The organism is Paraniabella ginsengisoli (genome assembly GCF_022513635.1).
In the GTDB taxonomy this organism is placed as follows: Bacteria; Bacteroidota; Bacteroidia; order Chitinophagales; family Chitinophagaceae; genus Niabella; species Niabella ginsengisoli.
The window spans coordinates 1,411,539-1,428,046 of the sequence record NZ_JAKWBL010000001.1 but is presented as its reverse complement, the minus strand read 5'-3'; the positions used below and the strand labels follow the sequence as shown (position 1 = coordinate 1,428,046).

At 39.4% G+C, this 16,508-nt stretch carries 12 protein-coding genes and 2 pseudogenes; 2 read left to right on the top strand and 12 right to left on the bottom strand.

Features of this window, described 5'->3' with window-relative positions:
- Positions 1-43: 43 nt before the first annotated feature.
- The 6 genes from MKP09_RS07940 to MKP09_RS07915 form a co-directional block, all read right to left on the bottom strand.
- Entirely contained in the window at positions 44-1,624 is a 1,581-nt protein-coding gene (locus MKP09_RS07940) for a sodium:solute symporter family transporter (protein ID WP_240827198.1), read from the bottom strand.
- A 7-nt stretch (positions 1,625-1,631) separates the two neighbouring features.
- A complete protein-coding gene (locus tag MKP09_RS07935; protein ID WP_240827197.1) occupies positions 1,632-2,765 on the bottom strand; it encodes a Gfo/Idh/MocA family protein in 1,134 nt (377 codons plus the stop codon).
- 68 nt (positions 2,766-2,833) lie between these two features.
- Positions 2,834-3,226 (bottom strand): L-rhamnose mutarotase, encoded by a 393-nt coding sequence (locus tag MKP09_RS07930; RefSeq protein ID WP_240829410.1) that lies wholly within the window; start codon positions 3,224-3,226, stop codon positions 2,834-2,836.
- 106 nt (positions 3,227-3,332) lie between these two features.
- Entirely contained in the window at positions 3,333-3,839 is a 507-nt protein-coding gene (locus MKP09_RS07925; RefSeq protein ID WP_240827196.1) for a hypothetical protein, read from the bottom strand.
- A 17-nt stretch (positions 3,840-3,856) separates the two neighbouring features.
- Positions 3,857-4,810: a hypothetical protein gene (locus MKP09_RS07920; protein WP_240827195.1), complete on the bottom strand. Its 954-nt coding sequence runs from the start codon at positions 4,808-4,810 to the stop codon at positions 3,857-3,859.
- Entirely contained in the window at positions 4,747-5,319 is a 573-nt protein-coding gene (locus tag MKP09_RS07915; RefSeq protein WP_240827194.1) for a hypothetical protein, read from the bottom strand. The genes MKP09_RS07920 and MKP09_RS07915 overlap by 64 nt, the downstream gene beginning before the upstream one ends.
- Before the next feature lie 152 nt (positions 5,320-5,471).
- Between MKP09_RS07915 and MKP09_RS07910 the strand changes: the two are divergent.
- Positions 5,472-7,075: pseudogene (locus tag MKP09_RS07910) on the top strand (choice-of-anchor I family protein).
- 108 nt (positions 7,076-7,183) lie between these two features.
- Positions 7,184-8,191, top strand: coding sequence for a helix-turn-helix transcriptional regulator (locus MKP09_RS07900; RefSeq protein WP_240827191.1), 1,008 nt, complete (start codon positions 7,184-7,186; stop codon positions 8,189-8,191).
- Here the strand turns inward: MKP09_RS07900 and MKP09_RS07895 are convergent.
- From MKP09_RS07895 to MKP09_RS07870, 6 genes and pseudogenes are all read right to left on the bottom strand, one after another.
- Entirely contained in the window at positions 8,188-8,679 is a 492-nt protein-coding gene (locus MKP09_RS07895) for a DinB family protein (protein WP_240827190.1), read from the bottom strand. The two genes, MKP09_RS07900 and MKP09_RS07895, sit on opposite strands and share 4 nt — an antisense overlap.
- Positions 8,680-9,065: 386 nt before the next feature.
- A pseudogene (locus MKP09_RS07890) lies at positions 9,066-10,207 on the bottom strand (acetate/propionate family kinase).
- A 243-nt stretch (positions 10,208-10,450) separates the two neighbouring features.
- A complete protein-coding gene (gene pta / locus MKP09_RS07885; protein ID WP_240827189.1) occupies positions 10,451-12,538 on the bottom strand; it encodes a phosphate acetyltransferase in 2,088 nt (695 codons plus the stop codon).
- A gap of 112 nt (positions 12,539-12,650) precedes the next feature.
- A complete protein-coding gene (locus MKP09_RS07880; RefSeq protein ID WP_240827188.1) occupies positions 12,651-13,826 on the bottom strand; it encodes an alpha-hydroxy acid oxidase in 1,176 nt (391 codons plus the stop codon).
- 217 nt (positions 13,827-14,043) lie between these two features.
- Positions 14,044-14,895 carry a sugar phosphate isomerase/epimerase family protein gene (locus MKP09_RS07875; RefSeq protein WP_240827187.1) on the bottom strand — a complete coding sequence of 284 codons (852 nt, stop codon included), beginning with the start codon at positions 14,893-14,895 and terminating at the stop codon, positions 14,044-14,046.
- 206 nt (positions 14,896-15,101) lie between these two features.
- Positions 15,102-16,100 carry an alpha/beta hydrolase family protein gene (locus MKP09_RS07870; RefSeq protein WP_240827186.1) on the bottom strand — a complete coding sequence of 333 codons (999 nt, stop codon included), beginning with the start codon at positions 16,098-16,100 and terminating at the stop codon, positions 15,102-15,104.
- Positions 16,101-16,508: the final 408 nt, after the last annotated feature.

The following is a 16,508-nucleotide window of genomic DNA, read 5'->3' as shown; positions in this document are numbered from 1 at the left end:
TCACCCCTAACCCCTCTCCAAAAGAGAGGGGAACATTAAACCATTAATGAAATATTAAATACAATGTGATCATAACAATTATTAACGCGCCCCAAACAATTTTAACTGCCTTAGTTGGCCTGGGAAGTTCTTTATTGCTGATTCCTATACCGCGAACGCCATTCTTATCAATAAGCGAAATAACAACTGCCAGCAACATCAACAATGCAAATAGATAAAATGATAACAATAAATAATGCGGCCAAACAGGATACAACTTTGCCGGAAACACCCACAGATAAAGAACTCCAACGCCGAGGCTAATAGCAGAACCCCATGATAAAGTAAAATTCACAGCTCGCTTTGTTGTGCGTTTCCAAAACACGGCAAGCAAAAATACCACCGCTAAAGATGGAGCGATGAAGCCAAGCACGGCCTGAAACACATCAAATAAATTAAGACCTTTGATGCTGTCAATTGCCAATGCCATCAAAATAGCAAAGAAGCAACCTGCAATAACAGTGATCCTTCCAACCTTGACAATTTGCTTATTATCGGCAGCAGGATTCATTTTTTTAACATAGATATCAGTGGTAAAAACAGTGCTTAAAGCATTTAACGAAGAACCGATAGTGCCCACCAACACTGCAATCAACACAACAATAACCAGTCCGTTCAGCCCGGCTGGAAACAAATTAGTGACCAGCGTCATGTAGGCCTCATCAGGAGAATTGAGATTGGGGAAAAGTTGAAAACATACAATCCCTGGAATGATAAATAATGGCAGTGACAAAATCTTTAACCAACCAATAAAGCTTACACCTAACTGACCTTGTTCTAAATTTCGTGCGCCGAGTACCGATTGTACCATGGCCTGATCTGTACAAAAAAATGCAATAGCCGATACGGGATAACCCAGTAAAATTGCGGGCCAGGGATAACTTGTATCTGACGCTGGCCTCACCAGACTCCAATATTCGCGAGGTGTGCTATTGTATAATGCGCTAAAACCACCAACCTTATTCAACCCAAGGATACAAAGCATAAATGATACTATAATTAAGAGTATCATTTGAAATACATTAACGCGAGCGATAGCTTTTAAGCCACCAGCAAAGGCAAACAAACCTGCAAACAATACCAAAACAATTACGGATTGCCACATGGGAATGCCTAATATTTGCCTTACCAAAAAACCGCCGGCAAACAAACCCAGCGATAGCCAGGAAATTAAAATTTTGATCAACGCATACCATGCTAAAATATTGCGTGTACCATCGCCATAACGTTGTCCCATAAACTCGGGCATGGTTGTGGCTTTGCTGGCGAGATAGCGCGGTGCAAAGATCATAGCGAGTAAAAACAGAAATACAAAAGCGTACCATTCAAAGTTTCCGGCAACAATCCCTGTGGAATAGCCAATGCTTGCAAAGGCTAAAAGCATTGACGGGCCTACGTTTGTGCCCCACATGTTGAAACCAATGCTGTACCAACTAAGTGATTTACCGGCCAGAAAAAGCGTCTCTTCTTCCTTCTTCTTCTTACTTCCAAAACTGGCTTTATAACCAATATATAAAAGTATTAAAAGATAAACCGCAACTATGATGTAGTCGATCGTTTCAAGCTTTTGTAAAATATTATTCACTTTGAATTTAGATTTTAGAATTTACATTTCCCAATCCATATCGTGCTAACAATTCATCTACATTTACGGGCTTTCCGGTTTTTAAACTTTCATCCATCGCTTGCAATAAAGCCACAGTTCCGATTCCTTCTTTCATATCGGGATAAGCTGTAAAGCCCAACTGTATTGAATCTGCGAAATACTCTAAATAGTTTTGATATTCACCTGCATGATGACTTTGGCCTTCAAAACGGAAATAATATTTTAGCGTGCTATCGCCCCAGGTAATCACTTTTTCCTCTCCAGTTTTATCGGTTATTGCATAACGCAGTTCATGATAATCGGCCTGACTGGCGCCTTCTGTTCCGCGCAGCACCGTACTCATGCCGCTTTCGCGCGCTGCTGGTTGTATGGGAGAAGTATATACGCCGCTTACACGAGCAATACGACCATCTTTAGCTTTAAAAATAAAATGCATGGTGTCTTCATTCTTCAAACCTGCTTTTTTGCCATTGGCGCTGATCATTCCATAGCCCATCACTTCTTCAACATCCGGCAAGTACCATCTGATAAAATCTACGGGATGGCTTAAGCCGCCATACAACCATTTAAACGCATCATCTAATGCCCATTTCTTTTCTAAAAACCAACGATGATCAGCGTGATAATGGCTTTCAACAGTGATCAATTCTCCTATTTCTCCAGCTTCAAAATCTTTACGTTGTCGTTTTGCTGGTTCAAAAAAACGAGAGCTTTGACCCACAAATACTTTTTTACCTGTTTTTTCCTGAAGCTCTAACAAAGCTTTTGCATCCTTCAGGTCATCGATGAAAGGCTTTGTACAAATGACATGCTTTCCATGTTCTAAAGCCTGAGCGATATGTTTTGCATGAAGATGATCGGGTGTATAAATAGCTATGATATTAATATCCTGATCATTCAACATGTCCTCATAATTAGTAGTATATGAATCAAAATCGAACTCTTTGCAACGTTGCTTGCAGACTTCTTCATTAGCATCACAAAGTGTTTTCAATAATACCTTTTTACTTTGCAATGCTGCACTGATCGTGCTTCTCCCCTCACCAAGACCGAGGATACCGAGGATACCCCCTATCCCTAAAGGGGAGTTGCCATTTACTTTATTGTCTGCAAAACGCATACTTATCTTCTTTTATTATCTTAATTATCAAACGCTTTATTTCATTCCCCCTTTAGGGGTTAGGGGCTTTAAAAACACCCACACTTCTCCTTTTTTGTTCCTTCAATTCCTTTCTGATATTGTGACATTATTTTATTCCATTCATCTACCCGCGGATTGTTTTCTGTAGTCTTTGGATTTAATTCGTCTAATGTTTTTCCTTTCGGAATACTAATCACCAACATCAATTGCCTACCATTTCTAAACATCATCAATCTTTGGAAATCGGCATTGCAGAAGCCTTTGGATATTTCCGGCCATTCTTCAAATTGTGTTGCGTGATACTCCAGATACTTCTTTTGCTTTTGTACATCAGCTACTAAATTCGCCGTAAGAATAATATGCTCCCAATCTTTAACCGTTGCTTTATCATCACATCGACTGCGGTTAAATTGATAATACATATCATAATATGGCCGCACTTCCAATTCAGGGAATTCTTTTTCAGCTTGCCTTGAAACACGGACAGATCCTGCACTTTATCAAAAATCACATAACGATTTTTCCAATTGTAAATACTGTTAGGATCTAAGTTATTTTTTTAAGAAACACTTTTAATTTTGTCAGATCTAACTTTCCTTTGTTAACCACAAGCTCCACCAGTTCCTCATGTTCCGAATTAATAGCCTGCTTTATATGCTGATATGTTTTCTCTTTTAAAAGATGCTGGTATTGAGCCTCAAGGCCGGCATTTTGCTTTATATGGTCAGCAACTTGCGGCCCGTTATTAATCCACTCATTGCCGGGTCCGTTATTATTTTGAAGATACTTTTGTGAAGCCGTCCAGTTGTCCTTAATGGTAATGTAAGAAGAACCTTCGTCTGTATATAAATAAAACCAATGCGATGGTAGATGCGCATAAGGCGCTTTATAAATGCTGTCTATATAATTATTACTGATGACAGAACCGGGTTGAGCACTTAAAGTATAAATGCCTGCGCAATCATAATTCTGTTTGCCAAAATGATGAATTTTATTAGCAAGTACTTTATTATTTTTCATCACATTGGGTTTAGGACTCCAGCCCCATCCCATGCTAATTCCAGAGTAGTTTACGTTTTCAATTCATTGTGAGCAATGGTAGCGTTTCTTGTATATCCTAAGCCAATGCCTACGCTTCCCCAATCTTCGTTAGTGGCATCCGTAATAAAATTGTTTGTTATAGTTATCGAATCAGTTACTACTCTTTCATCTTTTGGATTGTATGGAAGATGAATTTCCGTTGCTTCATCTGCAAATACACCTGCCAGAATAGCTGTTCCTCCTACACCTTTAAACAGATTCCCTTTTATAGTAGCATTCTTTACTCCTTTATGATAATCCAATCCAGTTGAAGCCAGATTTTTGAAACGGCATTCTTCAAAAAAAATGTTGTTAGCGAAAGAAGCTTTAACAGCAGCTTCAGGCCTTGTAATCCAGGCTTGATTTTCTAATGAAGTTTTATTTTTTGTTCCAGCTGGTCTCAGTTTATAAGCATCTGTCATCGGCATCCCTGTCTGATGCGGCACATGCCCTTGCAAAGAAGGGCGATACCAAGCGGTATGTTGAAAAGAAATATTCTTAAAATGAATGTTGGTTATAGGATCATCAATCGTTCCTTCAATAGTTACTAAATTTTCTAATAAAGGCGCAGTAACTGTTGCTACATTAAGATCCTCACCATCGCGCGGCCAGTAGTATATTTTTTTATTTTGTTGATCAGCATACCATTCGCCAGGCTCGTCTAAAAATTCAATCGCATTGGAAAGATAAAAAGCGGAGTTACCTGTTTCCTTTGAAATCCACGGAGCCGGCCAGGGATGTTCGCTTTGGATGCGGCTTTCAGGCTGACGAAAGAATAGCTGTGCGCTATCGCCGCTTATCTTCATTTGTTTGATGCGTAATATAGCTATCTCCCACCATTGATGAATAAACATTTCCATACCGTTTATGTTTTCAATGTTTACCGGCGGTTTAGGTATCTGTGTTGTTTCATCTTTTTTATTCCAACTAATAATACGGTCCATTGTACCATCATTGGGCCATCTGGCTCTAACTGCTTTGGTATTATTGATCCATAATTGTTGATTGCAGGCAATCCATCAAACTCATCAGGCAGATTTGCTACCCAAATATTATTCTTAATGTTTGTTGGTATTTCAACTGTTGACTTCTCCAGCTTATTCCAACCTATTATTTTAACACCACCGCTCAATATAACTTTTGCGTTTTCTTCTGCCTCAATATATGTGGGGCTTTTAGCAGTTCCTGCATCTTCCGGCCTTATCACTAACGGTTCTGATAAATGATAAATGCCATCCTTTATAATAATATGAATGGGATGATTTATTGCAGCATCATTCAGTCTTCTCATTTCTCTTACTTGCCGCAAAGCCGCGTTTAAACTGGCCTTCGGCTGCTCCTTTGTTCCTGTATTATAATCATTTCCGCTAACAGCAACGTAAACCTGGCCATTTACATCGGACACCAAATATGAGCTGAGAAATAACAGTAAAATATACAACAATCGTTTCACCAGGCAATGTTTAATTGTAAAAATAACAATTGTAAATTTAACAAAGACAAAAGTCTTCTGCATGGTTGTTTTTCTTGTAGTGATGGAAAATATTACTAAAAAATGGAATCCTTATATTCACGAAACATCATCCATAACAATTGCATAAGCTTATGTTTACAATTTCTTTACAAGCCACGGTTATTTTCGTTTTTAAATTATTACTGATGAAAATATTCGCACAACTGCTTTTTGCTGGTTGTCTGTCCGTAACAGCCTGTAAGAAATCTGTAACTCCTTCCACACCAACCGAAGAAGAATATTTTATTAACGAAGATCCTGCCACATTTTCCGAAATAGGGCAAATAGACATTGGCGAAACCGGAGCAGCCGAAATAGCTGCGTATGATAGCCTTACCCAAAAACTTTTTGTTGTAAATAATGCAGTTTCGAGCGATGGTGATATTAACAAGATTGATGTGATCGACCTGAAAAATCCGGCAAATCCGATATATATTACATCAATCAGCATGGCACCTTATGGTGGCGCTGTGAACAGCGTAAGTGTTCACGAAGGAAAATTAGCTGCCGCTATTCAGTCGTTAATAAAAACAAATAATGGCAAAGTAGCTGTTTTGAAAACGACAGACCATTCAGAAATTAAGTCCATCACCGTTGGCGCTTTACCAGATATGATCACTTTTTCTCCAGATGGAAAATTCATACTGACAGCAAATGAAGGTGAGCCAAATGCGGATTATTCTATTGATCCAAAAGGAAGTATTTCAATTATAGATATTAGCAACAACTACGCTGTCAACACCATTTTCTTTGACAATTTCGCGAGCCAGGCTGCTACTTTGAAGGCAAAAGGTTTTAGAATTTTCGGCCCAACAGCTAACCCCGATTTTGCATCAAATATAGAACCCGAATATATTACCATCTCTTCTGATTCTAAAACTGCCTGGGTTACGCTGCAGGAAAACAATGCCATTGCTAAAGTGAATATAACCGGAAAAGCTATTACAGATATTTTCCCACTTGGCTTCAAAGACTATTCTTTGGCAGGAAATGAAATAGATCCTACCAACGACGACGACAAATATGTTACTGGAAAATGGAATGTAAAAGGCGTGTATATGCCTGATGCCATTGCTATTGCAGAACACAATAATGTTCCTTATTTATTCACTGCTAACGAAGGCGACGCAAGAGAATACGATACTTACGTTGAAGCTGAACGTGCAGGGCATAAGGATATAGTATTAGATCCTACCGCCTTTCCAAACGCGACAGATCTCAAAAAAATGCTGCGCTAGGTAGGTTAAACATTACAAAAACGCTTGGTGACAAAGACGGAGATGGCGACTATGATGAATTATACTCTTTCGGCGCACGCTCTTTCAGCGTATGGAATGGATTGAATGGCACGCAAGTGTTCGACAGTAAGAATGAGCTGGATATAAAGGTTAACGAAGCTAAGCTATACGATGATGGCCGAAGCGACGACAAATCTGTTGAACCAGAAGGCATTGCTATTGGCAAAGTAGGTAAGACAAATGTAGCTTTTGTTGGAATGGAAAGAGTAGATGCTGTAGCTATGTATGATACTAACGATCCTCAAAATCCCAAGTTTTTGCAGATCGTAAAAACCGGTGATGCTCCAGAAGGTGTGTTATTTATCCCGGCAAAGGCAAGTCCCACAAAGAAATCATTGCTAATTGTTAGTAGCGAAGAAGACGGTGTCGTAAAGATCTATACTCCAAAAACAATATAAAAACATTTCTTTAAACAAAAAACCGTGGTACAATGTATCACGGTTTTTTGTTTAAGATTTGTATTCATCGCTTTAGCAGTCTAAATTGCAGTTGCACAAAAAATATCAATGCCTGCAATAAATAATGATATATTAGACGAAAGTCCGAAAAAGTTTGACCGGGTGATCGCCATTCTAACGCAATTGCAATCCAAGCGAATAGTAAAAGCCCAGGATCTGGCGGATCGCTTTGGCGTAAGCCTTCGCACAATCTATCGTGATATAAAAACATTGGAAGCTTCTGGCGTTCCCGTCAGTTCGGAAGCAGGCGTGGGCTATTCAATTGTTGAAGGTTACAAGTTGCCGCCTGTAATGTTTACAAAAGATGAAGCAGTGAGCTTCGTGGCGGCAGAAAAGCTGATGCAACATTTCACTGATAAGTCGATCGGTACTGCATTTCAGGCTGCTATGTTCAAGGTAAAATCTGTGTTGAGATGGGCCGAAAAAGATTGGATGGATATGCTGGATGAACGAATTTTAGTTCAGCCCAAAAATCTTTTATTCAATAAAGATGTGCCTAATGCACTTGAGATATTGATGCATGGAATCGTAAACAAAAAACAAGTGCAGATATTGTATCATTCATTTGATGCTGATGAACCGGTGAACCGAAGCATTGAGCCGATTGGACTATATCACGAAAAAGAATATTGGTACCTTGTTGCCTACTGTCATCTTAGAAAAGATCACCGGAATTTCAGAGCAGATCGAATCATTAAAATAGCTCGATTGGAAAGCGATTTTATCCTGCAACACAAAGAGCTTTCATTCTATCTTCAAAGGCCCGAACGAAATAATTATGTAACCATTAAAATACAGATCGAATCTGCATACGTTAAGTATATAAAACAAAGCCGCATATTATACGGCTTTGTCTCTGAAAAAAAAGTTGGCGATAAAACAGAAATGACTTTTGAGTATGCTGAGGATCCTGAATATTTTATTCGCTGGTTCATTGTGCTTGCAGATAAATCTGATATTCTTGAACCCGAAAGTGTACGTAACAGATTATCGGCGTTAGTTTCTGAAATAAATAATCGGCTTCAACAAACTGCTCCCATTAAAAGCAAGTCTTAATACCTGTCCCAGAAAAATGGAGGTTCAATACCTAAAGCCCTTAAATAAACATATCCCTGTGCACGGTGATGAATTTCATTATCAATAAAGTATTGAATATTCTCAATTACCGGGAACTTATATTCTCCAAACAGGTTGATGTCTTCATGAAATTTTTCAGCGCTAATTTGAGGAAAATAAATGCTTATCTGTTCTGTGGCTTCATCCCATGCCTGAAGTAAATCAGCTTTTTCTTTTATCTGAGGCATCGCATCTTCAAAAGGCTCAATAACGCCGGTTATAATTTGCTTTAGGCCACCAGCAGAAACGGTTATCATCTCTTTGCATAGATCAACAAAAGGACGCATGCCACCAACGGAAAAGCTGAACAGATCTTTTTCCGGAAAAACCTCGATCACTTTCCTGGTGAGGTTGCGATGCCCCTTCCATGCGTTTAATAACTCTTCTGTACTGATAATTGGACGTTCGATAGTAGTTGCTGTGTTCATAAAATTTGTTTTAAATGATTTGAATACAACAAAGCTCTATCGGGCTGGTGACAACAGTATGTCAGTAGTGTTTATTTTTTTAGTTAGTGAAATAATAAATATGATGTTTATTAAACAAGCAGTAAATAGATAGCATCGAAATTGCGTCGCTCCGTTCAACTGAAGAATATGAATCATCCTACATAAACGACATTATCCTAAATTTTCGCTACATTGGTAGATCAGGTTCGCTTCGTTTATATTGGATCAGCTATGCACCACAAAACAAGTGTGCGACGCAAGATCGATGCCATATATTCTTCAGACTGGATAATAAAATTCTTATTGCTTCACCAACTCATAAGTTTGTAAAGCAATTTCCAACTCTTCATTGGTGGGTATTACCATTATTTTAACTGCGCTTTCGGGATTTTGTATTTCAACAGTTTTTTTGGATGACTTTTTGAAACATTGGCTTCCTCATCCAGTACAATACCCAAACCCGAAAGGCCTTTGCAGGAATGATACCTTGCCAACGCATTGTTCTCACCTATTCCCGCGGTAAAAATAATAGCATCAACGCCATTTAAAACAGCCATGTAAGCACCGATGTATTTTTTGATGCGATGGGCATACATTTCATAACAAAGAATAGCATTTTTATCACCCTTTTCGTAGAGTTCTGTAATATCGCGCGCGTCGTTGCTACCAGCAATGCCAAGCATTCCGCTTTCTTTATTCAGTACATTTTTGATTTCTTCCAAAGGCATTTGCATTTCATCTGCCATGTGAAAAATAATCGAAGGATCAATATCGCCGCTTCTTGTTCCCATGATCAAACCCGCCAAAGGCCCAAATCCCATGCTGGTTTCAACGCTTTCGCAATTTTCATTAATAGCACACATACTGGCTCCATTACCCAAATGTATAGTTATTGCTTTCAGATCTTTTTTACCAAGATGTTTAACCGCTTGCTCATACACAAACTTATGACTGGTGCCATGAAAGCCATAAGCTCGTATGCGATCTTTATGATAAAATTTTTCGGGGATTGCAAATCGAAATGCTTTTTCAGGAATAGTGTGATGAAAAGCCGTATCAAAAACAGCAACTTGCACCGCATTAGGAAACGCTTTCCCCGCCGCATTAATACCGGTAAGATTAGCCGGATTATGAAGCGGCGCTAAAGGAATCAATTCTTCAATAGCTTTTTCACATCGTCCGTCACCACCTGTGTTTCGGTGTAATGTTCGCCGCCATGCACCACCCTGTGGCCAATGGCTTTTATATCTTCGCGCTGTTTGATAACGCCGGTTTCATCGCTACTCAATAAATCAGAAATGACATCAAATGCAATGGTATGATCCTGCAAATGACTGTCGAGTGTTGTGTTAAATTCCTTGCCATCTCTTACCCAGGAATGGCTGATATTGCTACCCGCCATGCCAATTCGCTCTGCCACACCTTTTGCCAGTACAGCACCATTGTTCACATTAATGAGCTGGTATTTTAAAGAAGAACTGCCAGCGTTTATGATTAATATTTCCATAGTTGTTTTTATTAGAAGTCAGAAAATACGGGAATTCCGAAAGACCGAAAGTAAATAACCCTTCACGCAAAGATCGCAAAGGATGATTCATATTCTTTGCAAATAAAGAACGCAAAAGTCGCCTTCGGCAAAGGTTTATAAAAAAATGTTATTCTATAATAGTAATCACTCCAAAACAGATAAAGCCTTTTCGACCTCTTAGCTTCTATCTTTGGACTTCCGACTTTCCGTCTTCGACTTTCCTCATCCATTCCCCGACTGAATAGCCGTTATTACTACCGTATTATAAATATCTTCTATTGTTGCGCCTCGGCTTAAATCGTTGATGGGTTTATTTAATCCTTGTAACATGGGGCCAACGGCCAAAGCACCGGTTTCGCGCTGCACCGCCTTGTAAGTATTATTGCCAGTATTCAAATCCGGGAAGATCAATACGTTTGCCTGACCCGCAACTAATGAATTAGGCAACTTGCTTTTACCTACAACCGGATCAACAGCTGCATCATACTGAATAGGGCCTTCTACTAATAAATCTGGTCTTGTTTCTTTTACAATTTTGGTGGCGGCTCTTACTTTTTCTACTTCGGCACCGCTACCCGATGCGCCTGAAGAGTAAGATAACATCGCCACTTTTGGTGTAGCTATTCCAAATGCTTTTGCCGAATCGGCTGACGAGATAGCTATTTCTGCTAATTGTTCTGCCGTTGGGTTAGGAACAATGGCACAATCACCATACACCAATACCCTATCGTGTAACAACATAAAAAAGATAGAGGATACGGTATTGAAACCAAGTTTTGTTTTTACAAATTGCAAAGCTGGCTTAATAGTATGCGCAGTTGTATTAACGGCACCTGAAACCATTCCGTCTGCTTCTCCTTTGAAAACCATCATCGTTCCAAAATAAGAAACATCAAGCATCAAATCAGCTGCTGCAGCTAATTCCAGGCCTTTTGACTTTCGTAGTTCGTATAAAGTCTGATAATAATTTTCGTACTTATCGCTATTTTCAGGATCAATGATTTTGATTCTTTCATCATCCCAATACAAACCGAGTTGGGTTACTTTTGTTTTTATTAATTCAGGATTGCCCAGCAAAGTGAGAAAAACAATTTTATCTTTTGCAAGATGTGAAGCCGCCGTAAGAATGCGATCATCCGTTCCTTCGGGCAATACAATATGGCGCTGCATCTTCTTGGCCGTTACCAGCATATTGTACTGAAACATGCGCGGCGTAATGCTTTCAGTTTTTACCGAGTTAATTTTTTGGCTTAACGCTTCAGCATCAACAGCCGCTTCAAACAAATCAATACACAGTTTTATTTTGTATTGATTGGCCGGAGAAATCCTTGGTTTAATGTTGGCCACTTTATTGGCCGTTTCAAAGGTTCCAGTTGGAACAGCCAAAATGGGTAAAGGCTTTTGTGTATCGTCCATTAAATTAACGATGGAGCGCTCCGGCAAAAAACCGCCAGACAAAACAATACCTGCAACATTAGGATACTTCGGTGAAATATTAGCCAGCATCGAACCTACAATAAGATCTCCTCTATCGCCGGGAATAACACATACGCAATCATTCTGCATACGTGGCAGATAATTACCCAATTGCATGCCACCAATAATGGAAGTCTTGGCTACGTTCTCTAGTTTATCAGCGCCAAAAAGAATATGTGCTTTTAAATGATCGGCTATTTCCTGCATCGAAGGTTTGGTTAGTTCTTCATCGTTAGGAATTACCGAAACCACCATTTCATTGCGGAGATGCTTGTCAATTTTTTGCTTTACTTCATCAACATCTTTTGTGCATCTGCTTACAAACAGGCCAATGATATTTAGATCTTTTGCTAAAAAGGAATGTACTTCTGCCACCACATTATGCACCAAATTAGCAACGGTTGCAAAACCATCTTTTATTACCAGCAACACCGGCATAGCAAGACTTTGCGCAACCGACGCATTGAAATCCGCTTCAAACACAGAGCCTTCTTCCTGAAAATCGCTACCTTCTACCAACACAAAATCAAACTGCTCTTCTAATTTTTTATACTTATTAATAATAGTTTCATACACCTCATTAATCTTGCCCTGATTTTCCATTTCGCTAAGCTCGGCTCTGGTAAAAGCGTAGGCATCATCATACTCCATATTAATTTTAAAATGTGTGAGTATGGTATCTATATGATTGTCCTTTGTGTCATTGGTTTCAATCAGCGGTTTAAAGTAAGCTACTTTGGTAGTAGTACGTTGCAGCATTTGCATCAGCCCAAGACTAATTAATAGCTTGCCGCTTTGCGCTGTGGGTGTTATAACATAAACCGAACGATTCATAGTCTGTTTTTGGTAGATGACAGTTCCTTGATGACAGTTGACAGCTACATTTCTGATCAGACCGACAATCAGACCATGTACAACCTGTCATCCGTCAACTCTTCTCTGTCATCTATTTAATAAGCGTTGCTGGAAAATCATGAATGGTCTCGCAGCAAACCTGCTCCATCACTTGCTTTAGCTGAGCTTTCAACATAGCGATGGTATGATCGCCACCTTCTTTACCTAATGCGCCCACACCGTACATAAAGGGTCTTCCCATAAAAGTAAAATCGGCACCGCATGCTAATGCCCGGCCAATATCGGGGCCTGAACGAAGACCGCTATCTATCATCACTTTGTATTTACTTTTAAACTTATCAGCCAATCCTTGCAAAGGCTTTATGGTTGACTCGCCGGGGTCTATCTGCCGTCCGCCATGATTAGAAACGATAATGCCATCAACCCCAATATTGGCGCATATTTCAGCATCCTGCTCACTTACCACACCTTTTATCACCAATTTACCTTTCCATTTTTCTCTTATTGCAGCTACTTTATCTGCATCTACACGGCCAGTGAAAGTAGCGTTCATAAATTTTCCAAGCTGCTTCATGTCCATACCTTTTTTCATATAAGGCTTTAATGTAGCAAAGGAAGGAATTCCCACTCTTAATGTTTCAATACCCCAAACAGGATGCATAGCCGCTTGGATGAAATTGTTTATTGTTTGTTTTGGTGGCATCGATAAACCCGCCTTGATCTCACGGTAACGTAATCCAAAAGAAGGCACATCAATCAATACTACTAAAACATCGCAGTTAACTGCTTCTAATCTGCGCAATAAATCATCACGCAACTCATTATCGGTTGGATGATACAACTGAAACCAGAATTTACTTTCAGTAAGCTCGGCAATACGCTCGATACTGCTGGTAGAAACGGTGCTTAATATATAAGGAACATTATGTTTTAATGCTGCTTTCGCCAAAATTTCGGGAGCATTAGGCCACATTAACCCTTGTAAACCTACTGGCGCAATACCGAATGGCGCATCATAAGTGTGGCCAAATAGCTCCGTACGCATATCAACACCATGATGCTTTTTTAAATATTGCGGCATCAGGAAAATGTTCTTAAAATCTTCCTCATTACGCCACACATTCAACTCATCGTTGCAACCGCCTTCGAGATAATCAAAAGCAAATTTGGGTATTCTCTGTTTAGCCTTTCGCTTCAAATCCGCAACTGACGGATATTTGGTATTATATTGTAGTAAGTTCGTACTCATAAATTCGTATTCCCGCAAAAATAAGTTTTATATAAACCTACAGGATTAATACATAAATAATTTTTTATTGTCCCGGCAATAAATATATGGCATCTTCGTTGCGTCGCACCCTTGTACTGTAGTACATGAACCCATCCAATATAAACCATACGGAAGTTAACAAGGACGTCCTATCTTTCAATTGTTTTCTTTGCTAATAATAACCGGTCAGACGGGGACCGTCAGACCATGTCATCTATCTTCTGCTATCTTTTACTTGAAACACACTCTTTAAATACGCCACATTTGCCCCATAATTGTATTTCACATTAGTTGGCTGCTTAGCATCTCGGCTACGTTCCACTACCAGCCAGCCACTCCATTTCATTTTATCTAATACCCTTTTTACTTTGTAAAGATCAATCTGCGGATCGTTTTGCAACCAAACGCTATCTTTATTGGTAGCATGTATCATTGCTATGTTTTTCTTTCCCAATATTTTCATTTCTTTATACAAATCCCGACCGCCTTTTAAAGGATTAGAAAAATTAAAGTAGATCTTAATTGCCGGACAATTGATCTCTTTTAATAATTTTCTTTCTTCTTTGGCAGACAAAGAAGTTTCTATCGCAATCACAACACCCGCATCTTGCGCCATTTTGCCTGCAACTTTTAGACGGCTTATTACTGAATCGCGCACCGACTTGTTTATGCTGATGTCGCATTGAATACCCATTGGCAAAAATGCGGTCTTCACATTCATCAACCTCATTGTTTCGATACAATCGGTGATCGATTTCAGGTATTCTTCTCTGCCACAAAAAGATTGCGCATAGTAACCCGTCATAGCCAGCGAAGCTATTTCGATTCCATTTTCTTTAGCCGTTTTTAGAAACTGCTGTCTGATAGAATCAGTTAGCAATTTGTTGTCAAACGTAGGCCGATTACCAAGTCCGCCCATGTCTACTTCCAGCCCATCAGCATTCAATTCTTTCGCCAATGGAATAGCGCTTAACTTTTGGCGTTTAAGTAACATCAGATCGATTAACCCAATTTTATATCTTTCTTTCTGTGCAAAAACAGTTGCGCCCGCTAAAAGGCACAACATACAAAGGAGTGTTATTTTTTTATCATTGTTTTGTAAAGTTTTTCACGCAAAGAGCGCTACGAATACAACGGAAACACCGAAACCTATTTGTTATACCATAACGATCTTTACCAATTATCTTATTTCATACACTGAACGCCAACAAAAAAATGATTTGATAAAGCTTTGTGTTCCTCGTCCTTCTTTGTGGCCGTTGTGTGAAATCATTATTTAATCGCTTCTTCGAAAACCTTTTCAAGATTTTCAAATCCTTTTACGGCATGCGCAGGAAGCTGCTCTCCTTTTTCTCCAAACACATACATATCGCTCATTTTTTCGATGGTAATAGTTGATTCATCAATTTGTCCATTCTTTTCAATTGCTGATAAATCAAGATTCAGATATTTCGCCATAAACCGATAAACGGCTGTTCTTTTATTGATCCCAAAATCATGTTTTTCTGTTGGCAAATGCACATTCTCGACATTTTCTTTTTTACCATACCAACTATACATTTTTTGCAGATACGGAAAATCATGTTCAGGCATCCTGTCTGTCCAATCGCCGCCATCAGATACCAGTAATTGTGGATTGGGAGCCGCCATGGCAGCGAGTTCCAGGTTATCGGTGCCGCCTCCACAAAGAAAAACAGGCATGCCGCTTTCGCATGGACAACCGCCATACATATATGAGGAAACAGAAACAACAGGCGCGGAAACTTTAATGCGATCATCAATGGCTGTCATTAAAACGGTATGGCTGCCACCGCCAGAACCTCCTGTAATGGCTACACGTGATGTGTCAGCTTCTTTTAAAGAAAGCAAATAATCTAAAATTCTTATAGCGCCGAGCGTTTGAATGGTTTGTGATAAGGCTTTGCGGTGATCTTCATATTTAAATTGAAGACCGGATTCACCCCAGCCGAAGAGATCGTAACTAATGGTTATCGCGCCCATTTTTGCCAACGCAGCACAACGGATTTGGGCATCTTCACGAAAGCGATGATCTTGCCAATGCCCGTCGGGATTGAGTATTACGGGAATCTTCCCTTTATACTTTGCTGGCCTGTAAATAGAACCATTAATCCAAACACCTTTTAAAATTTCAATAGCAATGTTTTCGACCGTATAACCAACATGCTTTCTTTTAGGTGTGAGAATGGGTTTACTGATTGGATATGCCGGAAGTTTTGATAATTGCAAAGCTTCCATTATACAAGGATGCAAGATCTTTTTTCTTGCTTCCCATTCCGAAATATTTTTGTATTGAGCTGCAATGCGATCCAGCTCGGCCCAGCCTTCGGCTACCGGCCAACGGTAATATTCGAACTCGCTTACCTTATATTTTTTTCGCTTCCGTCAGATTTTACTTTCAGGTCGAAAGGTGCTAATACATTACGTAATGTTTCATCAACATCAGTTCTATATCGCCACTTTGCATATTTTAAAACTTTGTCAACAACCAATTTTTCATCGGCACGGATCGTTACTCCATATTTTTTTCGATATCTTTTAAAACCTCTACTAGAGGCATGGCGTAGGCGCTATCGCTGTTGGATTGGGCTTGTGTGCGGAAGCAAAAAAGATGAGTAATATTACCCAAAGTACAAGAGTGCGACGCAATATTGTTGATCT